19 protein-coding genes are annotated in these 17717 nt (G+C 43.4%); all 19 read left to right on the top strand.

Annotation, left to right across the window (positions count from 1 at the left end; translation table 11 throughout):
* Positions 1–16 precede the first annotated feature (16 nt).
* The 19 genes from paaB (at position 17) to lpdA (ending at position 17625) form a co-directional block, all read left to right on the top strand.
* Positions 17–367: a 1,2-phenylacetyl-CoA epoxidase subunit PaaB gene (paaB, locus tag BFI01S_RS00525; RefSeq protein ID WP_082804440.1), complete on the top strand. Its 351-nt coding sequence runs from the start codon at positions 17–19 to the stop codon at positions 365–367.
* A 13-nt stretch (positions 368–380) separates the two neighbouring features.
* Positions 381–1181, top strand: coding sequence for a 1,2-phenylacetyl-CoA epoxidase subunit PaaC (gene paaC / locus BFI01S_RS00520; RefSeq protein WP_172581959.1), 801 nt, complete (start codon positions 381–383; stop codon positions 1179–1181).
* Between the two features lie 21 nt (positions 1182–1202).
* A complete protein-coding gene (gene paaD, locus BFI01S_RS00515) occupies positions 1203–1700 on the top strand; it encodes a 1,2-phenylacetyl-CoA epoxidase subunit PaaD (RefSeq protein WP_061790857.1) in 498 nt (165 codons plus the stop codon).
* A gap of 64 nt (positions 1701–1764) precedes the next feature.
* The gene (locus tag BFI01S_RS00510) at positions 1765–2073 is read left to right on the top strand and encodes an EthD family reductase (protein ID WP_061790856.1); all 309 of its coding nucleotides are present in this window, start codon (positions 1765–1767) and stop codon (positions 2071–2073) included.
* On the top strand, positions 2066–2845 hold the full coding sequence (locus BFI01S_RS00505) for an enoyl-CoA hydratase-related protein (protein WP_061790855.1): 780 nt from the start codon (positions 2066–2068) through the stop codon (positions 2843–2845). The genes BFI01S_RS00510 and BFI01S_RS00505 overlap by 8 nt, the downstream gene beginning before the upstream one ends.
* 18 nt (positions 2846–2863) lie before the next feature.
* Positions 2864–3637, top strand: coding sequence for an enoyl-CoA hydratase-related protein (locus BFI01S_RS00500; RefSeq protein ID WP_061790854.1), 774 nt, complete (start codon positions 2864–2866; stop codon positions 3635–3637).
* 115 nt (positions 3638–3752) lie between these two features.
* Positions 3753–4619, top strand: a complete 867-nt coding sequence (locus BFI01S_RS00495; protein WP_061790853.1) for a 3-hydroxyacyl-CoA dehydrogenase — start codon at positions 3753–3755, stop codon at positions 4617–4619.
* Entirely contained in the window at positions 4616–5812 is a 1197-nt protein-coding gene (locus BFI01S_RS00490; RefSeq protein WP_061790852.1) for a thiolase family protein, read from the top strand. The genes BFI01S_RS00495 and BFI01S_RS00490 overlap by 4 nt, the downstream gene beginning before the upstream one ends.
* Positions 5813–5989: 177 nt before the next feature.
* Positions 5990–6865 carry a phenylacetic acid degradation operon negative regulatory protein PaaX gene (paaX, locus tag BFI01S_RS00485; protein ID WP_061790851.1) on the top strand — a complete coding sequence of 292 codons (876 nt, stop codon included), beginning with the start codon at positions 5990–5992 and terminating at the stop codon, positions 6863–6865.
* Between the two features lie 111 nt (positions 6866–6976).
* Positions 6977–7927, top strand: a complete 951-nt coding sequence (locus tag BFI01S_RS00480) for an NAD(P)H-dependent flavin oxidoreductase (RefSeq protein WP_061790850.1) — start codon at positions 6977–6979, stop codon at positions 7925–7927.
* Between the two features lie 247 nt (positions 7928–8174).
* Positions 8175–9185, top strand: a complete 1011-nt coding sequence (locus BFI01S_RS00475; protein WP_061790849.1) for an ABC transporter substrate-binding protein — start codon at positions 8175–8177, stop codon at positions 9183–9185.
* Between the two features lie 78 nt (positions 9186–9263).
* Entirely contained in the window at positions 9264–10295 is a 1032-nt protein-coding gene (locus BFI01S_RS00470) for an ABC transporter permease (protein WP_061790848.1), read from the top strand.
* The gene (locus tag BFI01S_RS00465; RefSeq protein ID WP_061790847.1) at positions 10270–11064 is read left to right on the top strand and encodes an ABC transporter ATP-binding protein; all 795 of its coding nucleotides are present in this window, start codon (positions 10270–10272) and stop codon (positions 11062–11064) included. Before BFI01S_RS00470 ends, BFI01S_RS00465 begins: the two co-directional genes overlap by 26 nt.
* Before the next feature lie 165 nt (positions 11065–11229).
* Positions 11230–11619 carry a thioesterase family protein gene (locus BFI01S_RS00460; protein ID WP_061790846.1) on the top strand — a complete coding sequence of 130 codons (390 nt, stop codon included), beginning with the start codon at positions 11230–11232 and terminating at the stop codon, positions 11617–11619.
* Between the two features lie 88 nt (positions 11620–11707).
* A complete protein-coding gene (locus BFI01S_RS00455) occupies positions 11708–12817 on the top strand; it encodes a Leu/Phe/Val dehydrogenase (RefSeq protein WP_061790845.1) in 1110 nt (369 codons plus the stop codon).
* Between the two features lie 73 nt (positions 12818–12890).
* Positions 12891–13958 (top strand): pyruvate dehydrogenase (acetyl-transferring) E1 component subunit alpha, encoded by a 1068-nt coding sequence (gene pdhA / locus BFI01S_RS00450; protein WP_061790893.1) that lies wholly within the window; start codon positions 12891–12893, stop codon positions 13956–13958.
* A complete protein-coding gene (locus tag BFI01S_RS00445; protein WP_061790844.1) occupies positions 13958–14953 on the top strand; it encodes an alpha-ketoacid dehydrogenase subunit beta in 996 nt (331 codons plus the stop codon). The genes pdhA and BFI01S_RS00445 overlap by 1 nt, the downstream gene beginning before the upstream one ends.
* An 11-nt stretch (positions 14954–14964) precedes the next feature.
* Positions 14965–16188: a dihydrolipoamide acetyltransferase family protein gene (locus tag BFI01S_RS00440; protein WP_061790843.1), complete on the top strand. Its 1224-nt coding sequence runs from the start codon at positions 14965–14967 to the stop codon at positions 16186–16188.
* Positions 16189–17625 carry a dihydrolipoyl dehydrogenase gene (gene lpdA / locus BFI01S_RS00435; protein ID WP_061790842.1) on the top strand — a complete coding sequence of 479 codons (1437 nt, stop codon included), beginning with the start codon at positions 16189–16191 and terminating at the stop codon, positions 17623–17625. It abuts the gene before it with no gap.
* Positions 17626–17717: the final 92 nt, after the last annotated feature.

The raw sequence follows: 17717 nt of genomic DNA, 5'->3' as shown, positions 1-17717 counted from the left end.
GATGGGAGGGGTACCTTTGGGTAACGAAGGATTTTATCAGGAATATGAAGTTTTTAGTCAAAGAACAGATACCTCGCCTCTGCAATATCAATTTTCCCTGCTGGCGCCAAATCGGGAGCTTGCACTCGTCATGGCGCAGGAAAATTTTATGAGGAGAGAGCCGGCTGCTGATATCTGGGTCGTCAAACGCTCTGATATCCGGAAGATGACTCCGGAAGAAAAGCAATCACTTCAGCGTCTGGACAACAAAGAATACCGCACGACAAAGGGATATGGATATCTAAAGAAAAAGTGGCGCCACTATGAGCAGGAAATGCTTGATGAAAAGGAGATTCTTTCATGGGGAGGGATGGAGAAAGGTGACTGAGCCAGCAGGAAATATGCCAATCGAAGCTAAGATTAAGCCGGCACTGACTTCATTATTGTATCAGCTGGCTGACGATGACTTCATACTTGCCTACCGGGGGGCAGAATGGCTTGGCCTGGCGCCCCATATAGAGGAGGATGTCGCCTTTTCATCCATCAGCCAGGATACCATGGGCCATGCGGCCATGTTTTATCAGCTGCTGGCCGATCTCGGAGAAGGCAATGTAGACAGTCTTGCCCATGCAAGAAAAACATCTGAAAGGAGAAATGCTGTCCTTTTGGAATTGGTAAATGGACCAGGTCATTACTTGTCTTCAGCACAATATGACTGGGCATTTGCGGTTGTAAGAAATTATTTTTATACCCAAGCGAAAAAAATCAGATTGGACTCTCTGAAAAACTCTTCTTACCGTCCTTTAGCCGAGGTGGCATTAAAGGTCAATATGGAGCTTTATTATCACCTTCTTCACTGGAAAACATGGTTTATACAGCTGATGCAGGCTGGCGGGGAAGCCAGAACGAGGATGGAAGCGGCCATAGGGAAGGTATTAGCGGATTTCGAAGGAGTCCTGATATTGGGGCCGCTGGCAAAAGAGATGGCGGAATATGGCCTCATTGAAAAGGAAGAAGTATCAAAGCAGCGCTGGCTGCATACCATGAAGCCTGTTTTTGAATCTGTCAATCTGGCAGTCTCAGAAGCAAACCTGGCTATGAAAACTGGAAATGGACGGATAGGAGAGCATACTGTCGACCTTGATGACGCATTATCCACTTTGAGCGAGGTGTATAACATAAATCCAGCTGCAAGCTGGTAAGTTTTCTAAAGGGTGATGTAAATGGAGCAGGATCAAATATTGATAAAAACCGCGTTAGAAGCGCTTCATAATGTTAAAGACCCTGAAATAGATACCATTTCAATCGTAGATTTAGGAATGGTGGAACAGATTGAGGTGGAGGGCCATTCAGTTTTGGTGAAACTCCTGCCTACTTTTATGGGATGCCCGGCCCTTGATATTATTCAAAAAAACGTTGAAGCCGAGATTGGCAAAGCAGGGATTTTTGAAAAAATAGAAGTCCGGTTTATCTATCATCCCCCATGGACGTCTGACCGGGTAACAGAGACAGGCAGGATAAAGCTAAAGGAATTCGGGATTGCGCCCCCTCCAAAATTCATTAGTGAAACGGGCGGATGGCAGGTGGATTGTCCTTTTTGCGGGTCCGCATACACGACGATGGATAACCTTTTTGGCCCCACAGCCTGCCGCAGCATCTTATACTGCAAATCCTGCAGGAACCCTTTTGAAGCTATGAAACCTGTATCGACTATGATGTAGCAGGCATTTTTAAAAATTAAAATTCAGAACAGAAAACTATTAAAAATTGAGAGGAAGTTGACAAATGGTAAAATTAATCGCTCTTTATAAGCATCCTGAAAATAAGGCGGCTTTTGATGACCATTATTTTAATACGCACGCACCGCTTACAGCCAAAATTCCGGGTCTCCGCAAAATGGAAGTTACAAGAATTGTCGGCAGTCCTATGGGAGGCGAAGGGAAGTACTATTTGATGTGCGAAATGTACTATGACAGCCATGAAGCATTGCAGGAAGCCATGAGAACAGACGAAGGCAAGGCATCAGGCAAAGACGCCATGAAATTTGCAGGTGATATTATCACACTTATGATCGGTGAGGAAGCAGATGAGTAACAGCTATGAAACCATTGATGTTTCACAGCAGGGAAAACTTGGTTTAATCGCTTTGAACCGGCCCAAGGTTCTAAATGCTATAAACCGCACGATGGTTTCAGAACTTCTTGCTGCAATGGAGGGCTTTGAGTCAGACTCAAGCGTCAAGGCCATCGTATTAAGCGGCAATGGAAGAGCCTTTGCAGCCGGGGCAGATATTGATGAAATGGCAAATGATCATGCAATCGATTTTGAGCTTCGCAATCAATTTAAAGATTGGGATCGGCTGGCTATGATCAAGAAACCGATTATCGGAGCGGTACAGGGCTTTGCTCTTGGCGGAGGCTTTGAGCTTGCGTTATGCTGTGATTTGCTTTATGCGGCGGAAAACGCGGAATTTGGGTTTCCGGAGGTGAACCTTGGCGTTATGCCTGGTGCAGGCGGCACCCAAAGGCTTACTAAGCTTGTCGGAAAAACGAAAGCAATGGAATGGCTTTTTACCGGCAAAAGAATCACGGCGAGGGAAGCCCTTCACCATGGAATCGTCAACCAGCTTATAGCAGAGGAGCTTCTGCTCGAAGAAACGATGAAAGCGGCTGAACAAATTTCCAGCCAGGCGCCAATCGCCATACGCCTCATAAAAGAAGCGGTCCTAAAGGCAGTTGACACTCCTTTAAATGAAGGAATGGAATTCGAAAGAAAGAACTTCTACCTATTATTCTCGACTGAAGATCAAAAAGAAGGAATGAATGCCTTTATAGAAAAACGCAGGCCTCAGTTTAAAGGAAAGTAGAGGAGGTGTACATAGCAAATGTTTGAAACCGTAAAATACGAGGTCACAAACGGTGTAGCATGGATTACATTAAACCGGCCGGATAAGCTGAATGCGTTCACCGAACAGCTGAATAAAGAGGTTCAGCAGTCCGTAAAACAGGCAAGCAGAGATAAAGAAGTCAGATGTCTTGTCATTACAGGTGAAGGCCGTGCATTCTGCTCCGGCCAGGATCTTCAGGGTGTAAATGAGGAAATGGATCATGGCGAAATTCTCCGGCGGTTCTATAATCCGATGGTAATGGAGATTCATAGATGCGAGAAACCTATTATCGCAGCTGTTAATGGGGTGGCAGCCGGTGCAGGCATGAGTCTTGCGTTAGCCTGCGATTTTAGGCTCCTATCTGATAAAGCCAATTTTTTTGAAGCCTTTATTCATGTCGGGCTGGTGCCTGATGCCGGAAATCTTTACTTTCTGCCTAAGCTGATCGGTCATGCCAAAGCCATGGAGCTTGCTGTGCTTGGTGAAAAAATTAATGCAGAGGAAGCCAAAGAGCTGGGCCTTGCTACTAAGGTAATTCCTATGGAGCAATGGCAGGCTGAAATAACTGCTTTTGCAGAAAAGGTTGCCAGTATGCCGACAGCAGCGATTGCCGTTATTAAGAAAAATTTGAAAGCGAGCTGGGAATCTACTCTGGAAGATAGTCTGGAGCGGGATGCACAAGGACAGCGGATTGCGGGCCTTACTCTTGATCATAAAGAGGGTGTAGCGGCATTTATGCAAAAGCGGAAGCCTGTGTTTCAAGGGAAATAGCCTTTGTAAAACTATAAAACTTAGAATTACTTTTAGAATATTTGCCCGTTATATGGTTTGCGAGCATCTCGTATCGGGTGCTCGTCTTTTTTTAAACTGAAAGGAGGATAATACCATGAAAAATATAGTCGTGATCGGTTCAGGTGTCATGGGGCGCGGGATTGCGTATGTCAGTGCAGTCGGGGGCTTCCATACAACCCTTGTAGATATCAGCCAGGAGCAATTAATCCGGGCGGAAAAAGAGATTGACAGCATCTTTGAAAAAGGGCTCGCGAGGAAGAAAATTACAGCCGCTGATATGGAAGAAAGCAAAAGCAGGCTTAACTATTCTGTAAGTCTTGCACAGCATGTAAGTGAAGCAGACCTTGTTATTGAAGCCGTCCCTGAAGTGATGGATATAAAGAGAAATATTTTTGAAGTGATCGATCAGCACGCTTCAGAGCATTGCTGTTTTGCAACAAACACCTCTACCATGAGTCCAACTGAGATTGGGTCCTTTACCAATCGTCCGGACAAAGTGATTGCCATGCATTTCTTTAATCCCGTCCATAAAATGCCGCTTGTAGAAATTATTAAAGGGCTTGAAACGAGCGAAGAAACAGCACAGTCAATAAAACGTGCTGCCGAGCAAATGGGAAAAGAGACAGTCGTCATAAATGAGTTTCCGGGCTTCGTGACGAGCAGGATCAGCGCGCTCGTGGGAAATGAGGCATTTTATATGCTCCAAGAAGGTCTCGGCACTCCCGAAGAAATTGATAAAGCCATTAAGCTTGGTCTGAACTACCCCATGGGCCCATTCGAACTGGGCGATCTTGTCGGCCTCGATACGCGCCTGAATAATTTAAAATACCTTCACAGCAAGCTGGGTGAAAAATACCGGCCGGCACCGCTCCTTGAACAGTATGTGAAAGCTGGCAGGCTTGGACGCAAAACGGGCAGAGGTGTTTATGATTACACTGCCAGAGAGAAAGTCAGGCAATGAGAAAAGCAGTAATCGTTGATGCCGTCCGGACTCCGATTGGAAGATATAAAGGCGGGTTAAAGGATATCCGTCCCGATGATTTGGGAGCCATCGTTATTAAGGCCCTGCTGGATAGAAACCCCGAAGTGGACCCTGCAGAAATTGAAGAGGTCATAATGGGAAATGCAAATCAGGCAGGAGAAGATAATCGCAATGTCGCCAGGATGGCAGCGTTGCTCGCCGGTTTGCCTGTCGAAGTGGCTGCTTCAACGGTTAACCGGCTTTGCGGATCTGGTTTAGATGCTGTAAATTATGCTGCACGTGCTATTTTAGCAGGAGAAGGAGATATTTTTATTGCTGGAGGCACCGAAAGCATGACCCGTGCACCATTTGTCATGGCAAAGCCAAGCAGCGAGTTTCCAAGAGGGAATATGGAAATGTATGATACAACCATCGGCTGGCGATTTACAAACAGCAGGCTTGAGAATATGTATGGTGCCGAAAGCATGCCTAAGACTGCAGAAAATGTTGCAGAGAAATATGGTATATCCCGAGAAGAACAGGACCAATTTGCACTTGAAAGCCAGAAGAGGGCGAAATCAGCAATTGAAAACGGGTTATTTGACGATGAAATCATTCCTGTTGCATACATGGATAAAAAAGGAAATGAAATCACGATTTCAAATGATGAGCATCCACGTCCGGAAACAACTTATGAAAAGCTATCAAGTTTAAAGCCCATCTTCCAGGGGGGAACTGTTACGGCCGGCAATGCTTCAGGGGTTAACGACGGTGCCTCTGCATTGCTGCTGATGTCTGAGGAAAAAGCCCGTGAACTGGGATTAAAGCCCCTCGGAAGTTATATTGTTTCCGCAGCAGCAGGGCTTGAGCCGTCGATTATGGGAGCAGGACCTGTTTATTCCACTCATAAAGCTTTGAAGAGGGCGGGACTTTCCATGAGCGATATAGACTTAACTGAATTAAATGAAGCGTTTGCTTCACAATCCCTCGCCTGCATCAAAGAACTGGGCGCAGATCCGGAACGGGTAAACGTGAATGGGGGAGCGATTGCATTTGGCCATCCTCTTGGGGCGAGCGGCGCCCGTATCCTGACAACATTATTGCATGAGATGAAGCGCAGGAATTCTAAATACGGCCTGGCAACGATGTGTGTGGGTGTCGGGCAGGGGATATCAACAATTGTTGAGCGCTGACCATAGAGGCATTATACTCTATGGTTTTTAATGCTCTTAACGATTTTAGCGTGGAAGCAGGAAGGCAATTATTTAGTATGCCGAAAAAGTATTTTCAAAACTGCCTAATTTTAGTACAATAATATATAACGAAAACTATCCGTTCAACCGACATGATGAAATGAGGATGAAGGCAAGTTGAATACGAGATCAATGATTTTCACACTTTATGGTGATTATATTACACATTATGGAAGCAAAATTTGGATCGGCAGTCTTATAAAGCTTTTAAGTGAGTTCGGGCATAATGACCAGTCCGTCAGAGCGGCTATTTCAAGAATGAATAAGCAGGGCTGGGTAAGCGCAGAAAAGATCGGCAATAAAAGCTATTATTCATTAACGCCAAGAGGCCAGAAAAGGATTGAGGAAGCGGCTAAGCGTATTTTTAAATTAAAGCCTGAGGAGTGGGATGGCGAGTGGCGCATCCTTATGTATACCATTCCGGAGGAAATACGCAATGTGAGGGATGAATTGCGCAAGGAGCTTGTATGGAGCGGTTTTGGATCCATGTCCAGCAGCTGCTGGATCTCTGCTAATAATCTCGAGAAACAAGTATTTGATTTGATCGAGAAATATGATATTGCCAACTATGTGGATTTCTTTATTGCCCGTTATGCAGGTCCGCATAAAAATATCGAAATTGTAGAAAAAAGCTGGAACCTGACAGAAATCAATGAAAAATACCAGGAGTTTATTTCTCAATACAGCCAGAAATATATAATTGATAGAAATAAGATTCTGAAGGGAAATATGACTGATGCAGAATGTTTCGTAGAAAGAACGAAGCTTGTGCATGAATACCGGAAGTTCCTATTTGTGGACCCTGGTCTGCCTGAAGAGCTTCTGCCTGATAAGTGGCTGGGCAGTCATGCTGCTGCGTTATTCAGTGAATATTATAAAGAGCTGGCAGAACCCGCATCCAGATTCTTTGAAAGTGTTTTTAAAGAAGGAAATGAACTGAAAAACAGAGATGCTGATTATGACGCATTAAATCACCCTTACATGGTTGAGTAAAAAAAGAGCCATTCTTCTGCAAAGGAAGCAGGATGGCTCTTTTTTTGTATTTCTCCAATTGTCAAACTATTGAGATTAGTATAACATTATTTTAACGAAGGAGGAATTTTATTGAATAGATTAACAGACATATTAAATATTAAATATCCAATTATTCAGGGCGGCATGGGGAATATCAGCAATGCCATTTTAACAGCGGCCGTTTCGGAAGCCGGCGGGCTTGGCACGATTGGAGCAGGAACAATGCCTCCTGAGGATGTTGAAAGAATAATTGAGGAAACTAAGAGTTTAACAGATAAGCCATTTGCTGTTAACATCGCATTAAGTGTCTCCCCATATGTAAAGGAAATTCTTTCTCTTGTCATTAAGCATAAGGTTCCTGCAGTTTCCCTTTCGGCCGGAAACCCTGCTCCTTTTATTCCAAAGCTTCATGAAAATGAGGTGAAGGTCATAACTGTTGCTGCTTCCGTAAGACAGGCGTTGAAAGCAGAGGCAGCAGGAGCTGATATCATTGCCGCGGAAGGGTATGAGGCAGCTGGAATCAATAGTGCTCTTGAAACGACTACACTCGTATTGATTCCTCAAATAATAGGCAATGTCGCAGTCCCGGTAGTGGCAGCAGGAGGAATCGGCGATGGCAAAGGGCTTGCTGCCATGCTTGCACTGGGGGCGAGCGGTGTTCAAATGGGCACCAGATTCATAGCAACCAAAGAAGCGCCATTTCATCCGGAATATAAAAAGAAAATCATTGAAGCATCTGATCATGAAACACTTATAGTGGGACGTTCAGTAGGCAGAATTCGAAGAGTTCTTTCCACCGGTTATGCCAATAAATTATTAGGTTACGAAAAACAAGGAATTTCTATTGATGAGTTTAATAAACTCACTTCTGAAGACTATCATAAAATTGGAGCGATAAATGGAAACGGTGACGAAGGTTTTATGAACAGCGGCCAGATAGCTGGCCTGATTTCCGATCTGCCGAGCGTAAAGGAGCTCTTGGATAAGATGATAGAGGATGCTGATCTTCAGCTCCAAAAGGCTAAGAATCTATTAAACTAGCAAGCAGGTTTTAAACACCTGCTTGCTTTTTTATAAAGATGATTTATTAAAATATATCAAATTTTTAGAATATTATTGACACTCTCGGGTTCTGGGTGATAATATAACGTTGTATTTACGATATCTAAAGTAAATATCATATAAATGATAAAAACCATTTATATGCTTCAATGTGTAAGCGTATACATAAGGTGTGTAAGCTATCAGCAAGCTGATAGTTAAATAAAGTAGTATAGGGGGTCATATAATGAAAAAATCGTTGAAAGCTTTTTCTTTATTAATGGCTGCAGGCATGCTTGTTTTGAATGGCTGCGGACAGGAGAAATCCAGTGGTTCTTCTTCAGAAGGCAATGAAAAGAAGCAGTACACAATTGGCATTACACAATTTGTCGAGCATCCTTCTCTGGATGCAGCGACAGAAGGATTTAAAAAAGCTTTGGAAGATGAGGGATTTAAAGAAGGCGATAATGTAAAATTTGATTTCCAAAATGCTCAGGCGGATATGAACAATACACAGACGATCGCTAATAATTTTGTCGGTGATAAAGTAGATATGATTTTTGCAAATGCTACTCCAAGTGCTGTTAGTGCTCTTAATGCGACTAAAGATATTCCGATTCTCTTTACATCTGTTACAGACCCGGTTGGAGCCGGTCTTGTTAAATCATTTGATCAGCCTGGAGACAATATTACAGGCACAACAGATAACCACCCGGAAGGAACGTCAAAAACGATTGATTTTATGATTGATGAAGCGGGTGTTAAAAATATTGGCATCATCTACAATTCCGGAGAGCAAAATTCCGAGGTTCAGGTTAAACAGGTTAAAGATCTTGCAGAACCAAAAGGAGCCAAGATTGTTGAAGCCTCTGTTTCAACCTCTGCAGAAGTAAAACAGGCTGCCGACTCCCTTGTTGGAAGGGTGGATGCCATCTATATCCCTACGGATAATACAGTTGTGTCTGCGTTGGAATCGGTTATCTCTGTCGCTGACAGCAAAAAAATTCCTTTATTCGTGGGTGAGCTTGATTCCATGAAACGCGGAGCTATAGCAGCCAGCGGATTCAACTACTTTGATCTTGGTTACCAGACAGGCAAAATGGCAGCTGAGATCTTAAAAGGAAACAAAAAGCCTTCTGAAATTCCGATTGAGCTTCCTGGAAGCCTGAAACTGGTCATCAATAAAAAAGCAGCTGAAGCACAGGGACTGGAAGTAAAAGAGGAATGGGCTGATTTCGCAGAGTTCCATGAAGAGTAGGAAAATCCGCCGGCTGGAAATGCAAATATCCGGCCGGCTGCTTTTTAAGCTAAAACAAAATAAAGGGTGTGATTCTTAGTGTTTACAGCGATATTCGGTGCATTCGAGTCAGGGATTATCTACGCAATTATGGCACTTGGAGTATATCTTTCGTTCAGGGTACTGGACTTTCCGGATTTAACGGTCGATGGAAGCTTTGTGACTGGAGCAGCTGTAGCTGCAACCATGATTGTCAGCGGGGCTAATCCTTTTCTTGCTACGGTCACTGCATTATTTGCTGGCTTTATTGCCGGCTGCCTAACGGGTATTATTCATACTTTTGGAAAAATTAATGCTCTGTTATCTGGAATCCTGATGATGATTGCCTTGTATTCGATAAATCTTCGTATCATGGGTAAATCGAATGTTCCTCTCCTGAACACAGAAACAGCCATTACACATGTAAGAGATTTTTGGGATAAAACAGGAATCGATTCTTTTTTCAATGCTATTTTGTCCATGGTAGGGCTGGGCGACAGCCTCCCGAGAACATGGGGCATTATTCTCTTTATGCTGGTTGTCACATTGGCTATAAAATTTTTGACAGATCGCTTTCTTCAGACTGAGATTGGTTTAGCTTTAAGGGCTACTGGTGACAACAAGAGGATGATCCGCAGTCTTTCTGCCAATACCAACATGATGGTGATTTTGGGGCTAGGCCTTTCCAATGCAATGGTCGCTTTCTCAGGAGCACTGATTGCTCAGCAGGGCGGATTCGCCGATGTTGGTATGGGTATCGGAATGATTATTATCGGACTGGCTTCAGTTATTATCGGTGAAGCATTGTTTGGAACAAAAACAATTGCCAGAACGACTTTAGCGGTCATTGGCGGAGCAATTATCTATCGTATCGTGGTTACCATGGCGCTAAGGGTAGAGTTCCTTGAGCCGGGTGATATGAAGCTGATTACAGCAACTATCGTCATCCTTGCATTAATAATGCCGAAGATTATTCACCGCACGAAGGAGAAGAAACGGAAAGCTAAGAGATTGGCAGGAAGCATGAACATAAGTGAATTGCCATCAGGCAGAAAGGGTGAGACTGGTGCTGCAATTAAATCAGATTCATAAAGTCTTCAATGAAGGGACACCAGATGAAAAGATTGCACTTGATATGATCAATCTAACATTGAATGAGGGAGACTTTGTCACAGTCATCGGAAGTAATGGGGCAGGGAAATCCACTTTAATGAATATTATTTCGGGCGTCATGATACCTGATGTCGGGTCTGTGTTTATCGACAGTCAAAATGTCACAGGCATGTCGGAATATAACCGGGCAAAGCTTATTGGGAGGGTTTTTCAGGATCCGATGGCTGGCACTGCCCCGTCCATGACAATTGAAGAAAATCTGGCCATGGCGTTTTCAAGGAATAAAACAAGAACATTACGAAAAGGTGTGACGAAAAAGCGCAGAGACTATTTCCGTGAAGTTCTTGAAAGCCTTCATCTTGGCCTTGAAAACCGTTTGAATGCTAAGGTCGGTTTATTATCAGGAGGAGAACGGCAGGCACTTTCATTATTAATGGCAACCTTCACAGAGCCTTCCATTCTTTTGCTGGATGAACATACAGCTGCCCTCGACCCGGCACGTGCAGAGCTTATTACAAATCTCACAAAAGAAATTGTTCAAAAGTATAATTTAACAACCTTAATGGTCACACATAATATGCAGCAGGCGCTGGATTTAGGAAACAGACTGATTATGATGGATAAAGGCCAGATTATACTTGAAGTAGATGATGGACAGAAACAGCATCTGACAATTGAACAGCTGTTGAATGAATTTCAGCGAATCCGCGGAACAAAAATGGCAAGTGATCGTGCACTGCTTTCTTAAAATAATAAAAAGGATTAGCCAATTTGCCGGTTAATCCTTTTTACATGCGACAAATCAAAAGAATTTTTAAAGTTTTTACAATTTATTGACTATTCATTTAACGTAATGGTATCATATCGTTAAATAAACGTCATACATATTTTTAGTCAAAAAGGGAGGGGTGTTATGAAACCTGGGCTGCAAATTGGGAACCAGGCATTTATCCGTGCAGTGGTCTCACCTGAAATGTTCGCACAATTTGAAGGAGAGGTCATTCATCCTGTCTATTCCACAGTAACCATGATCTATCACATGGAGTGGGCCTCCCGACTCCTGATCACCCCCTATTTGGATGAGGAAGAAGAAGGGATGGGTGGAGCTGTTTCTGCCAGGCATTTATCTCCGTCACCTGAAGGATCCCCCATTGTTATAACAGCTACCGTATCCAAGCTGGAAGGAAATGCAGTTTACTCAACTGTAGCCGTCCATAATGGAGAAAACCTTGCTGGCGAAGGTGAAGTCAAACAGGTGATTCTGAAGAAAAGCAGGATTGCAGAATTGTTAAAGAGAGACTAAGAGAATAGAAGTATCTTAGCCTTAATAAAAAAAGGCATTTTAATTTAATTTTATTGTAAGCGCTATCATATATAAAGGGGAGAATGAAATGACAGATATGTTTCAAAAAATTAAAAATCATGAACAAGTCGTTTTCTGCAACGATGAATCTACCGGTTTAAAGGCAATCATCGCAATCCACAGCACTAGATTGGGACCGGCATTGGGAGGCTGCCGTATGTTTCCATACAAAAGTGTCGATGATGCCCTTGAGGATGTCCTCCGATTATCAAAAGGCATGACCTATAAATGTGCGGCTAGTGATTGTGATTTCGGAGGCGGGAAGGCTGTCATTATCGGGGATCCATTAAAAGATAAAACACCTGAGCTGTTCCGTGCTTTTGGCCAATTTGTTGAATCACTGAACGGACGCTTCTATACAGGAACAGACATGGGTACTTCTACAGAGGATTTCGTTCATGCCCTAAAGGAAACGAATTGCATTGTGGGGGTGGATGAGGTTTATGGGGGAAGCGGGGATTCTTCTGTACCAACAGCGCAGGGTGTTATTTACGGCCTCCAGGCAACAAATAAAGCAATGAGCGGAACAGACGACCTTTCAGGCAAGAGTTATGCCATTCAGGGACTTGGCAAAGTGGGATATAAAGTCGCAGAAAGGCTGCTTGAAGAAGGGGCAGATTTATTTGTGACAGATATCAGCCAGCAGGCAATCGACCAGCTCCTCAGCAAGGCGAAAGAAATTGGAGCCGGTGTGAAGGTTTTATCCAGCAATGAGATATATGAGGCCGAGGCAGACTTTTTTGTTCCTTGTGCATTGGGCGGCATCATTAATGATGACACAATCGACCTGCTTAAAGTAAAAGCAATTGTCGGCTCTGCCAATAACCAGCTAATGGATATGCGCCATGGCCAAATCCTAAAAGATAAGGGTATTTTATACGCTCCCGATTATATTGTAAATGCAGGGGGATTAATCCAGGTTGCAGATGAATTATATACACCTAATAAAGAAAGGGTACTCCGCAAAACGAAAGCTATTTATAACTCTCTTCTGAACATCTACGAACATGCTGAAGCAAATGGAATTACAACAGTTGAAGCATCCAACCAATTCTGCGAGAGCCGCATTGAAGCACGCACACGCAGAAACAGCTTTTTTTCCCATATGAAACGCCCGAAGTGGGCAGTAAGAACCTAATTTTTTGCTTGGATAACAATATTTGTACCGTATAAAAGTTCTTAAAATAATTTACCAGCCAAAGGGTGAGAAGATGGAAAAACACTTTCCGATCAGGCGAATAATGGACGAAAATGGAACGATCATCAATTCCGAAGATATAGAAAAAGTAAATGAAAAGCTTGTAAAAGAGTTTTATAGACATATGGTCAGAATCCGCACTTTTGACCGCAAAGCTATTTCACTTCAGCGGCAGGGCAGGATAGGCACATATGCTCCTTATGAAGGTCAGGAGGCTTCCCAGGTCGGAACTGCTGTTGCGCTGGGGGAGAGCGATTGGATGTTTCCTACCTATCGCGACCACGGAGCAGCTATGACCTTTGGCCACTCACTGCGAAACATCCTGTTGTTTTGGAACGGTAGAAATGAAGGGTGTGTGCCGCCTGACGGAAAGAAGATCTTCCCTCCAGGCATTCCGATTGCGACACAAATCCCTCATGCAGCAGGAGCTGCGTTCGCAGAAAGGAAAAAAGGCACTGCCAATGCTGCTATTGCTTATTTTGGTGATGGTGCCACCTCAGAGGGAGATTTCCATGAAGGATTAAATTTCGCCAGCGTATTTAAAGCTCCGGTTGTCTTTTTTAATCAGAACAATCAATACGCCATTTCAGTTCCGTTTGAGAAGCAGATGAATACAAAAACGATTGCCCAGAAAGCCCTGGCATATGATATTCCGGGAGTCAGGATCGATGGGAATGATGTTTTCATGGTTTATTATGAAACACTGAAAGCCTTAGAGCGGGCCCGTAAAGGTGAAGGGCCGACACTAATTGAAGCTGTGACATGGAGATATGGTGCTCACACTACAGCAGATGACCCATCCAAATACCGCGATCAATCGGAAAGCAATAGCAGAAGACAGGAGACTGACCCTATTTTAAGGCTGGAGCGCTGGATGAAAAATGAGGGAATATTTGATGAGAAATGGCAAATGGCAATAGAAGAGGAAGCAGCAGCTGAAATAGATAAAGCTGTAGGTGAAATGGAAGATTTTCCTCCTGCAGATCCTGCAGTAATTTTTGACTATGTCTTTGCTGAGCCTACATGGCAAATCAAGCAGCAAAAAGAAGAATATCTGAAGCTGATTGGAGGCGGCCGTTAATGAAAACAGCAGTTGGAGCAAAAACCATGACATTAGTTCAAGCCATTACGGATGCTTTAGATACTATGCTCAATGAAAAGGAAGAGGTTTTGCTGCTGGGTGAGGACATCGGCAGGAACGGCGGAGTTTTCCGTGCAACAGATGGTCTTCAGACTAAGTATGGCGAAGGCCGTGTGATCGATACACCTTTAAGTGAATCCGGTTTTGTCGGAGCGGGGATTGGGATGGCTGTGAATGGATTTTTGCCTGTGATCGAAATTCAGTTTCTCGGGTTTATCTATCCGGCTTATGAACAAATTATGACCCATGCTTCAAGGCTTCGGATGCGGACAATGGGACATTTTACTGTTCCGATGGTTATAAGGGCTCCATACGGTGCAGGTGTAAGAGCTCCGGAAATTCATTGTGATTCAACAGAAGCTCTCTTTACTCACATGCCCGGCATCAAGGTGGTATGCCCATCCAGTCCCTATGATGCCAAAGGACTGCTGATTGCTGCGATTGAAGACCCGGATCCGGTTCTGTTTCTTGAGCCGATGCGCTGCTATCGTTCGGCCAGAGAGGAAGTGCCTGAAGGGAAGTATACGGTTGAAATAGGAAAAGGCAAAAAACTAATGGATGGGGACGATGTAACGGTCATTACATGGGGAGCAATGGTGCCAGAGGCTATGAAAGCGGCAAAGCAGGTGAAAGAAAATAACGTACATTGTGATGTCATTGATTTAAGAACCCTATTTCCGCTGGATAAAGACATGATTGCAGAATCTGTCCAAAAGACAGGGAGAACAGTTATTGTCCATGAAGCTCATGCCACCGGCGGAGTCGGAAATGATGTGCTTGCCATCATTAATGATACATCCTTTTTATATCAGAAAGCACCTGTTGAACGGGTTACTGGATTTGATGCGCCAGTTCCATACTTTGGTTTTGAGGACCATTACCTGCCAACTCCGGCAAGGATTCAGCAGGCAATAGAAAAAGTAATGAAGTTTTAGGAGGGGAAGCCGTGGAGGTGAAACTGCACGATATTGGTGAAGGAATGACAGAAGCGGATATTAATTGCTTTTTAGTTAAGCCGGGGGATGCAGTCAAAGCAGACGATCCGCTTGTTGAAGTACAGACTGATAAAATGACTGCTGAAATACCTGCCCCGAAAGCAGGCATTATTAAGGAATTTACAGTGCAGCCCGGCGATACGGTTAAAGTGGGTTCGACCATTTTAATTTTAGAATCTGCTGGTGAGGAAGGCGCTGAAAAAGAGAATGCCGTTTCTATTCCTGTTTACACACATTCGCCGCAGAAGCAAAACCATTCTTTTGTGGCATTCAAAGGAAATCGGGTTCTTGCTTCTCCTTTCACAAGAAAAATTGCGCGCGATAATGACATTGATATTGAGAAAATCATAGGAACAGGTCCTGCTGGCCGTATTTTAGATGAAGACATCTATCAATACATAGCTTCTCTTCAGACGAAGCCGGCCCATGATGAACAGGAACAAGCAACTTTGAATGAAAATATAAAAAGCCCCCCTGCTGAGAAAGAGATCATTCCGTTCAGGGGCAGACGGAAGCAGATTGCCAGGAAAATGGCACAATCTCTCTTTACCATTCCCCATTGTACCCATTTTGAAGAAATCGATGTAACGGAGCTGATTGCTTTCAGAAAAGAGCTTAAGCTTCTAAACCTAAATATATCTGCTACAGCCTTTTTCCTGAAGGCTTTATCAATTTGCATGAAGGAATTTCCTGTGTTCAATGCAGTGCTGCATGAAGAAAAGGAAGAAATACATTTGGCAGGTGAACATCATTTCGGTATTGCGGTTGATACGGACGAAGGTCTAATCGTTCCGGTCATAAAGCATGTTGAAAATAAAACAATCAGAGAAATTCATGCAGAAATGAAACAGCTTACCCAAAAAGCTATGGAAAATAAGCTTTCTGTTAAAGAAATTTCTGAAGGGACTTTTACAATCAGCAATGTGGGGCCTCTTGGCGGAAGCTTTGGAGCAACTCCGATTATCCAGCATCCGCAAACCGCCTTAGTATCTTTCCATAAAACAAAAAAGATGCCTGTTGTGACCGATGATGACCAGATTGTCATTCGTTCAATGATGAATATATCAATGTCTTTTGATCATAGAGTTGCAGACGGGGCGACAGCTGTGCGCTTTACAAACCGCTTTGCTGAATTGATTAAAAATCCGAAAATGCTTGTTCTGGAGATGGTATAAATGGTAGTTGGAGAACTGGCACATGAGCGTGATGTCATCGTAATCGGCGGCGGCCCCGGGGGCTATCATGCCGCAATCCGAGCTGCACAGCTGGGGCGAAATGTTACATTAGTTGAACAGGATCAACTAGGCGGGATCTGTTTAAATAAAGGATGCATACCTTCCAAGATCCTCACACAGTCTGCTGAAAAATTCACTTCATTTCAGGAAGGGGAAAACTGGGGGCTCGAAGGAGGAAATATATCATTAAACTTAATCAAGCTTCAGGAATACAAGCAGAAGAAAATTAAGCAGCTCCGGGCAGGAATTGAAGCCCTCTGTCAAGCTAATAAAATTGAAGTTCTCAATGGTTCAGCCTTTTTTCTGTCAGAGGATAAGATTGGCATCGAAAAAGGAGACCAATTTGACGTTTACCGATTTCAGAATGCCATCATTGCGACCGGCGGAAGACCGGAAAAACCTCTTTGGTCCAGAGAAATAAGTGAATTAGTATTAGATCAGCATTCCATTTCAAATTTGAGTGAAATACCCGATAAACTATTAATCTATGGCAGTGATTACATTACCCTCGAAATAGGTATGGCTTATCAGGCTCTGGGATCTAATGTGACTCTGATCCTCGAAGATGGGAAAGAGGATTTTGATTTTGATCAATCCATTTGCCGGGAACTGAAGAGGATATTAAAAAAGAAGAAAATAGATATTGTAAGAAATTCGGATGTATTGGAACTGCAGCATAATAAAGGAATGGTAACAGTCACTTTTGAGTGTAAAGGAAAAAGAGAAACCATTTCAGGCACACATTTATTTGTTTCATCTTCCATTAGACCAAACACTGACCAGCTGGGACTATCCCGTATAGGGGTGGAGCAATGTGAAGCAGGGTTTATTAAGGTTGACGGTCAAAGCCGGACAACACAGACACATATTTTCGCAGTCGGTGATGTAACAGAAGGTCCTGCACTTGCTGTAAAAGCTATTAAACAAGGAAAAACAGCCGCTGAAGCAATTGCGGGAATTAAATCGGAATCAGATTTCCATTTCATTCCGATTGCAGCACATACACAGCCTCCTATTGCAAGTGCCGGGTTAACGGAACAGGAAGCCATTAACATGGGCTATGACATTGAAATTGGTGTATCCTCATTATCTGCCAACGGCTTCAGCAATTTGAGCGGGAAAAAAGATGGTTTTATAAAAGTGATCAGCTGCAGGGAAAAGCAAATTCTTCTGGGGATCCACATAGTAGGGGCCGGAGCAATAGAATTAATTTCAGCTGGAATTACTGCATTGGAAATGGGAGCAAGGGATGAAGATTTAATTTTCCCTAACTACCCGCATCCAAGCATAAATGAAGGCTTGCTGGAAGCTGTAGAAGCTTTAAAGAACTTGGCTGTTCACATACCGCCCCAAAGCAAAAAAACGCAAAAAATATAAGTGTAAATTCCTTTAATGCAGAAGTGCATTATAGCTTTAACTTGAACTCTTGAGAACATTTACACGTTTCCTATATAATGAATTCAAAATAT

Source organism: Cytobacillus firmus NBRC 15306, from assembly GCF_001591465.1.
Classification (GTDB): domain Bacteria; phylum Bacillota; class Bacilli; order Bacillales; family Cytobacillaceae; genus Cytobacillus; species Cytobacillus firmus.
Note: the sequence above shows the minus strand (reverse complement) of the source record. Positions and strands in the feature narration are given on the sequence as shown.

Excerpts from the sequence above, each read along its gene's own strand:
- lpdA (WP_061790842.1), top strand. The coding sequence starts at position 16,189 with ATGGTAGTTGGAGAACTGGCACATGAGCGTGATGTCATCGTAATCGGC.
- paaD (WP_061790857.1), top strand. The coding sequence starts at position 1,203 with ATGGAGCAGGATCAAATATTGATAAAAACCGCGTTAGAAGCGCTTCAT.
- BFI01S_RS00460 (WP_061790846.1), top strand. The coding sequence starts at position 11,230 with ATGAAACCTGGGCTGCAAATTGGGAACCAGGCATTTATCCGTGCAGTG.
- BFI01S_RS00455 (WP_061790845.1), top strand. The coding sequence starts at position 11,708 with ATGACAGATATGTTTCAAAAAATTAAAAATCATGAACAAGTCGTTTTC.
- BFI01S_RS00495 (WP_061790853.1), top strand. The coding sequence starts at position 3,753 with ATGAAAAATATAGTCGTGATCGGTTCAGGTGTCATGGGGCGCGGGATT.
- BFI01S_RS00475 (WP_061790849.1), top strand. The coding sequence starts at position 8,175 with ATGAAAAAATCGTTGAAAGCTTTTTCTTTATTAATGGCTGCAGGCATG.
- pdhA (WP_061790893.1), top strand. The coding sequence starts at position 12,891 with ATGGAAAAACACTTTCCGATCAGGCGAATAATGGACGAAAATGGAACG.
- paaC (WP_172581959.1), top strand. The coding sequence starts at position 381 with ATGCCAATCGAAGCTAAGATTAAGCCGGCACTGACTTCATTATTGTAT.
- BFI01S_RS00505 (WP_061790855.1), top strand. The coding sequence starts at position 2,066 with ATGAGTAACAGCTATGAAACCATTGATGTTTCACAGCAGGGAAAACTT.
- BFI01S_RS00445 (WP_061790844.1), top strand. The coding sequence starts at position 13,958 with ATGAAAACAGCAGTTGGAGCAAAAACCATGACATTAGTTCAAGCCATT.
- BFI01S_RS00490 (WP_061790852.1), top strand. The coding sequence starts at position 4,616 with ATGAGAAAAGCAGTAATCGTTGATGCCGTCCGGACTCCGATTGGAAGA.
- BFI01S_RS00500 (WP_061790854.1), top strand. The coding sequence starts at position 2,864 with ATGTTTGAAACCGTAAAATACGAGGTCACAAACGGTGTAGCATGGATT.
- BFI01S_RS00510 (WP_061790856.1), top strand. The coding sequence starts at position 1,765 with ATGGTAAAATTAATCGCTCTTTATAAGCATCCTGAAAATAAGGCGGCT.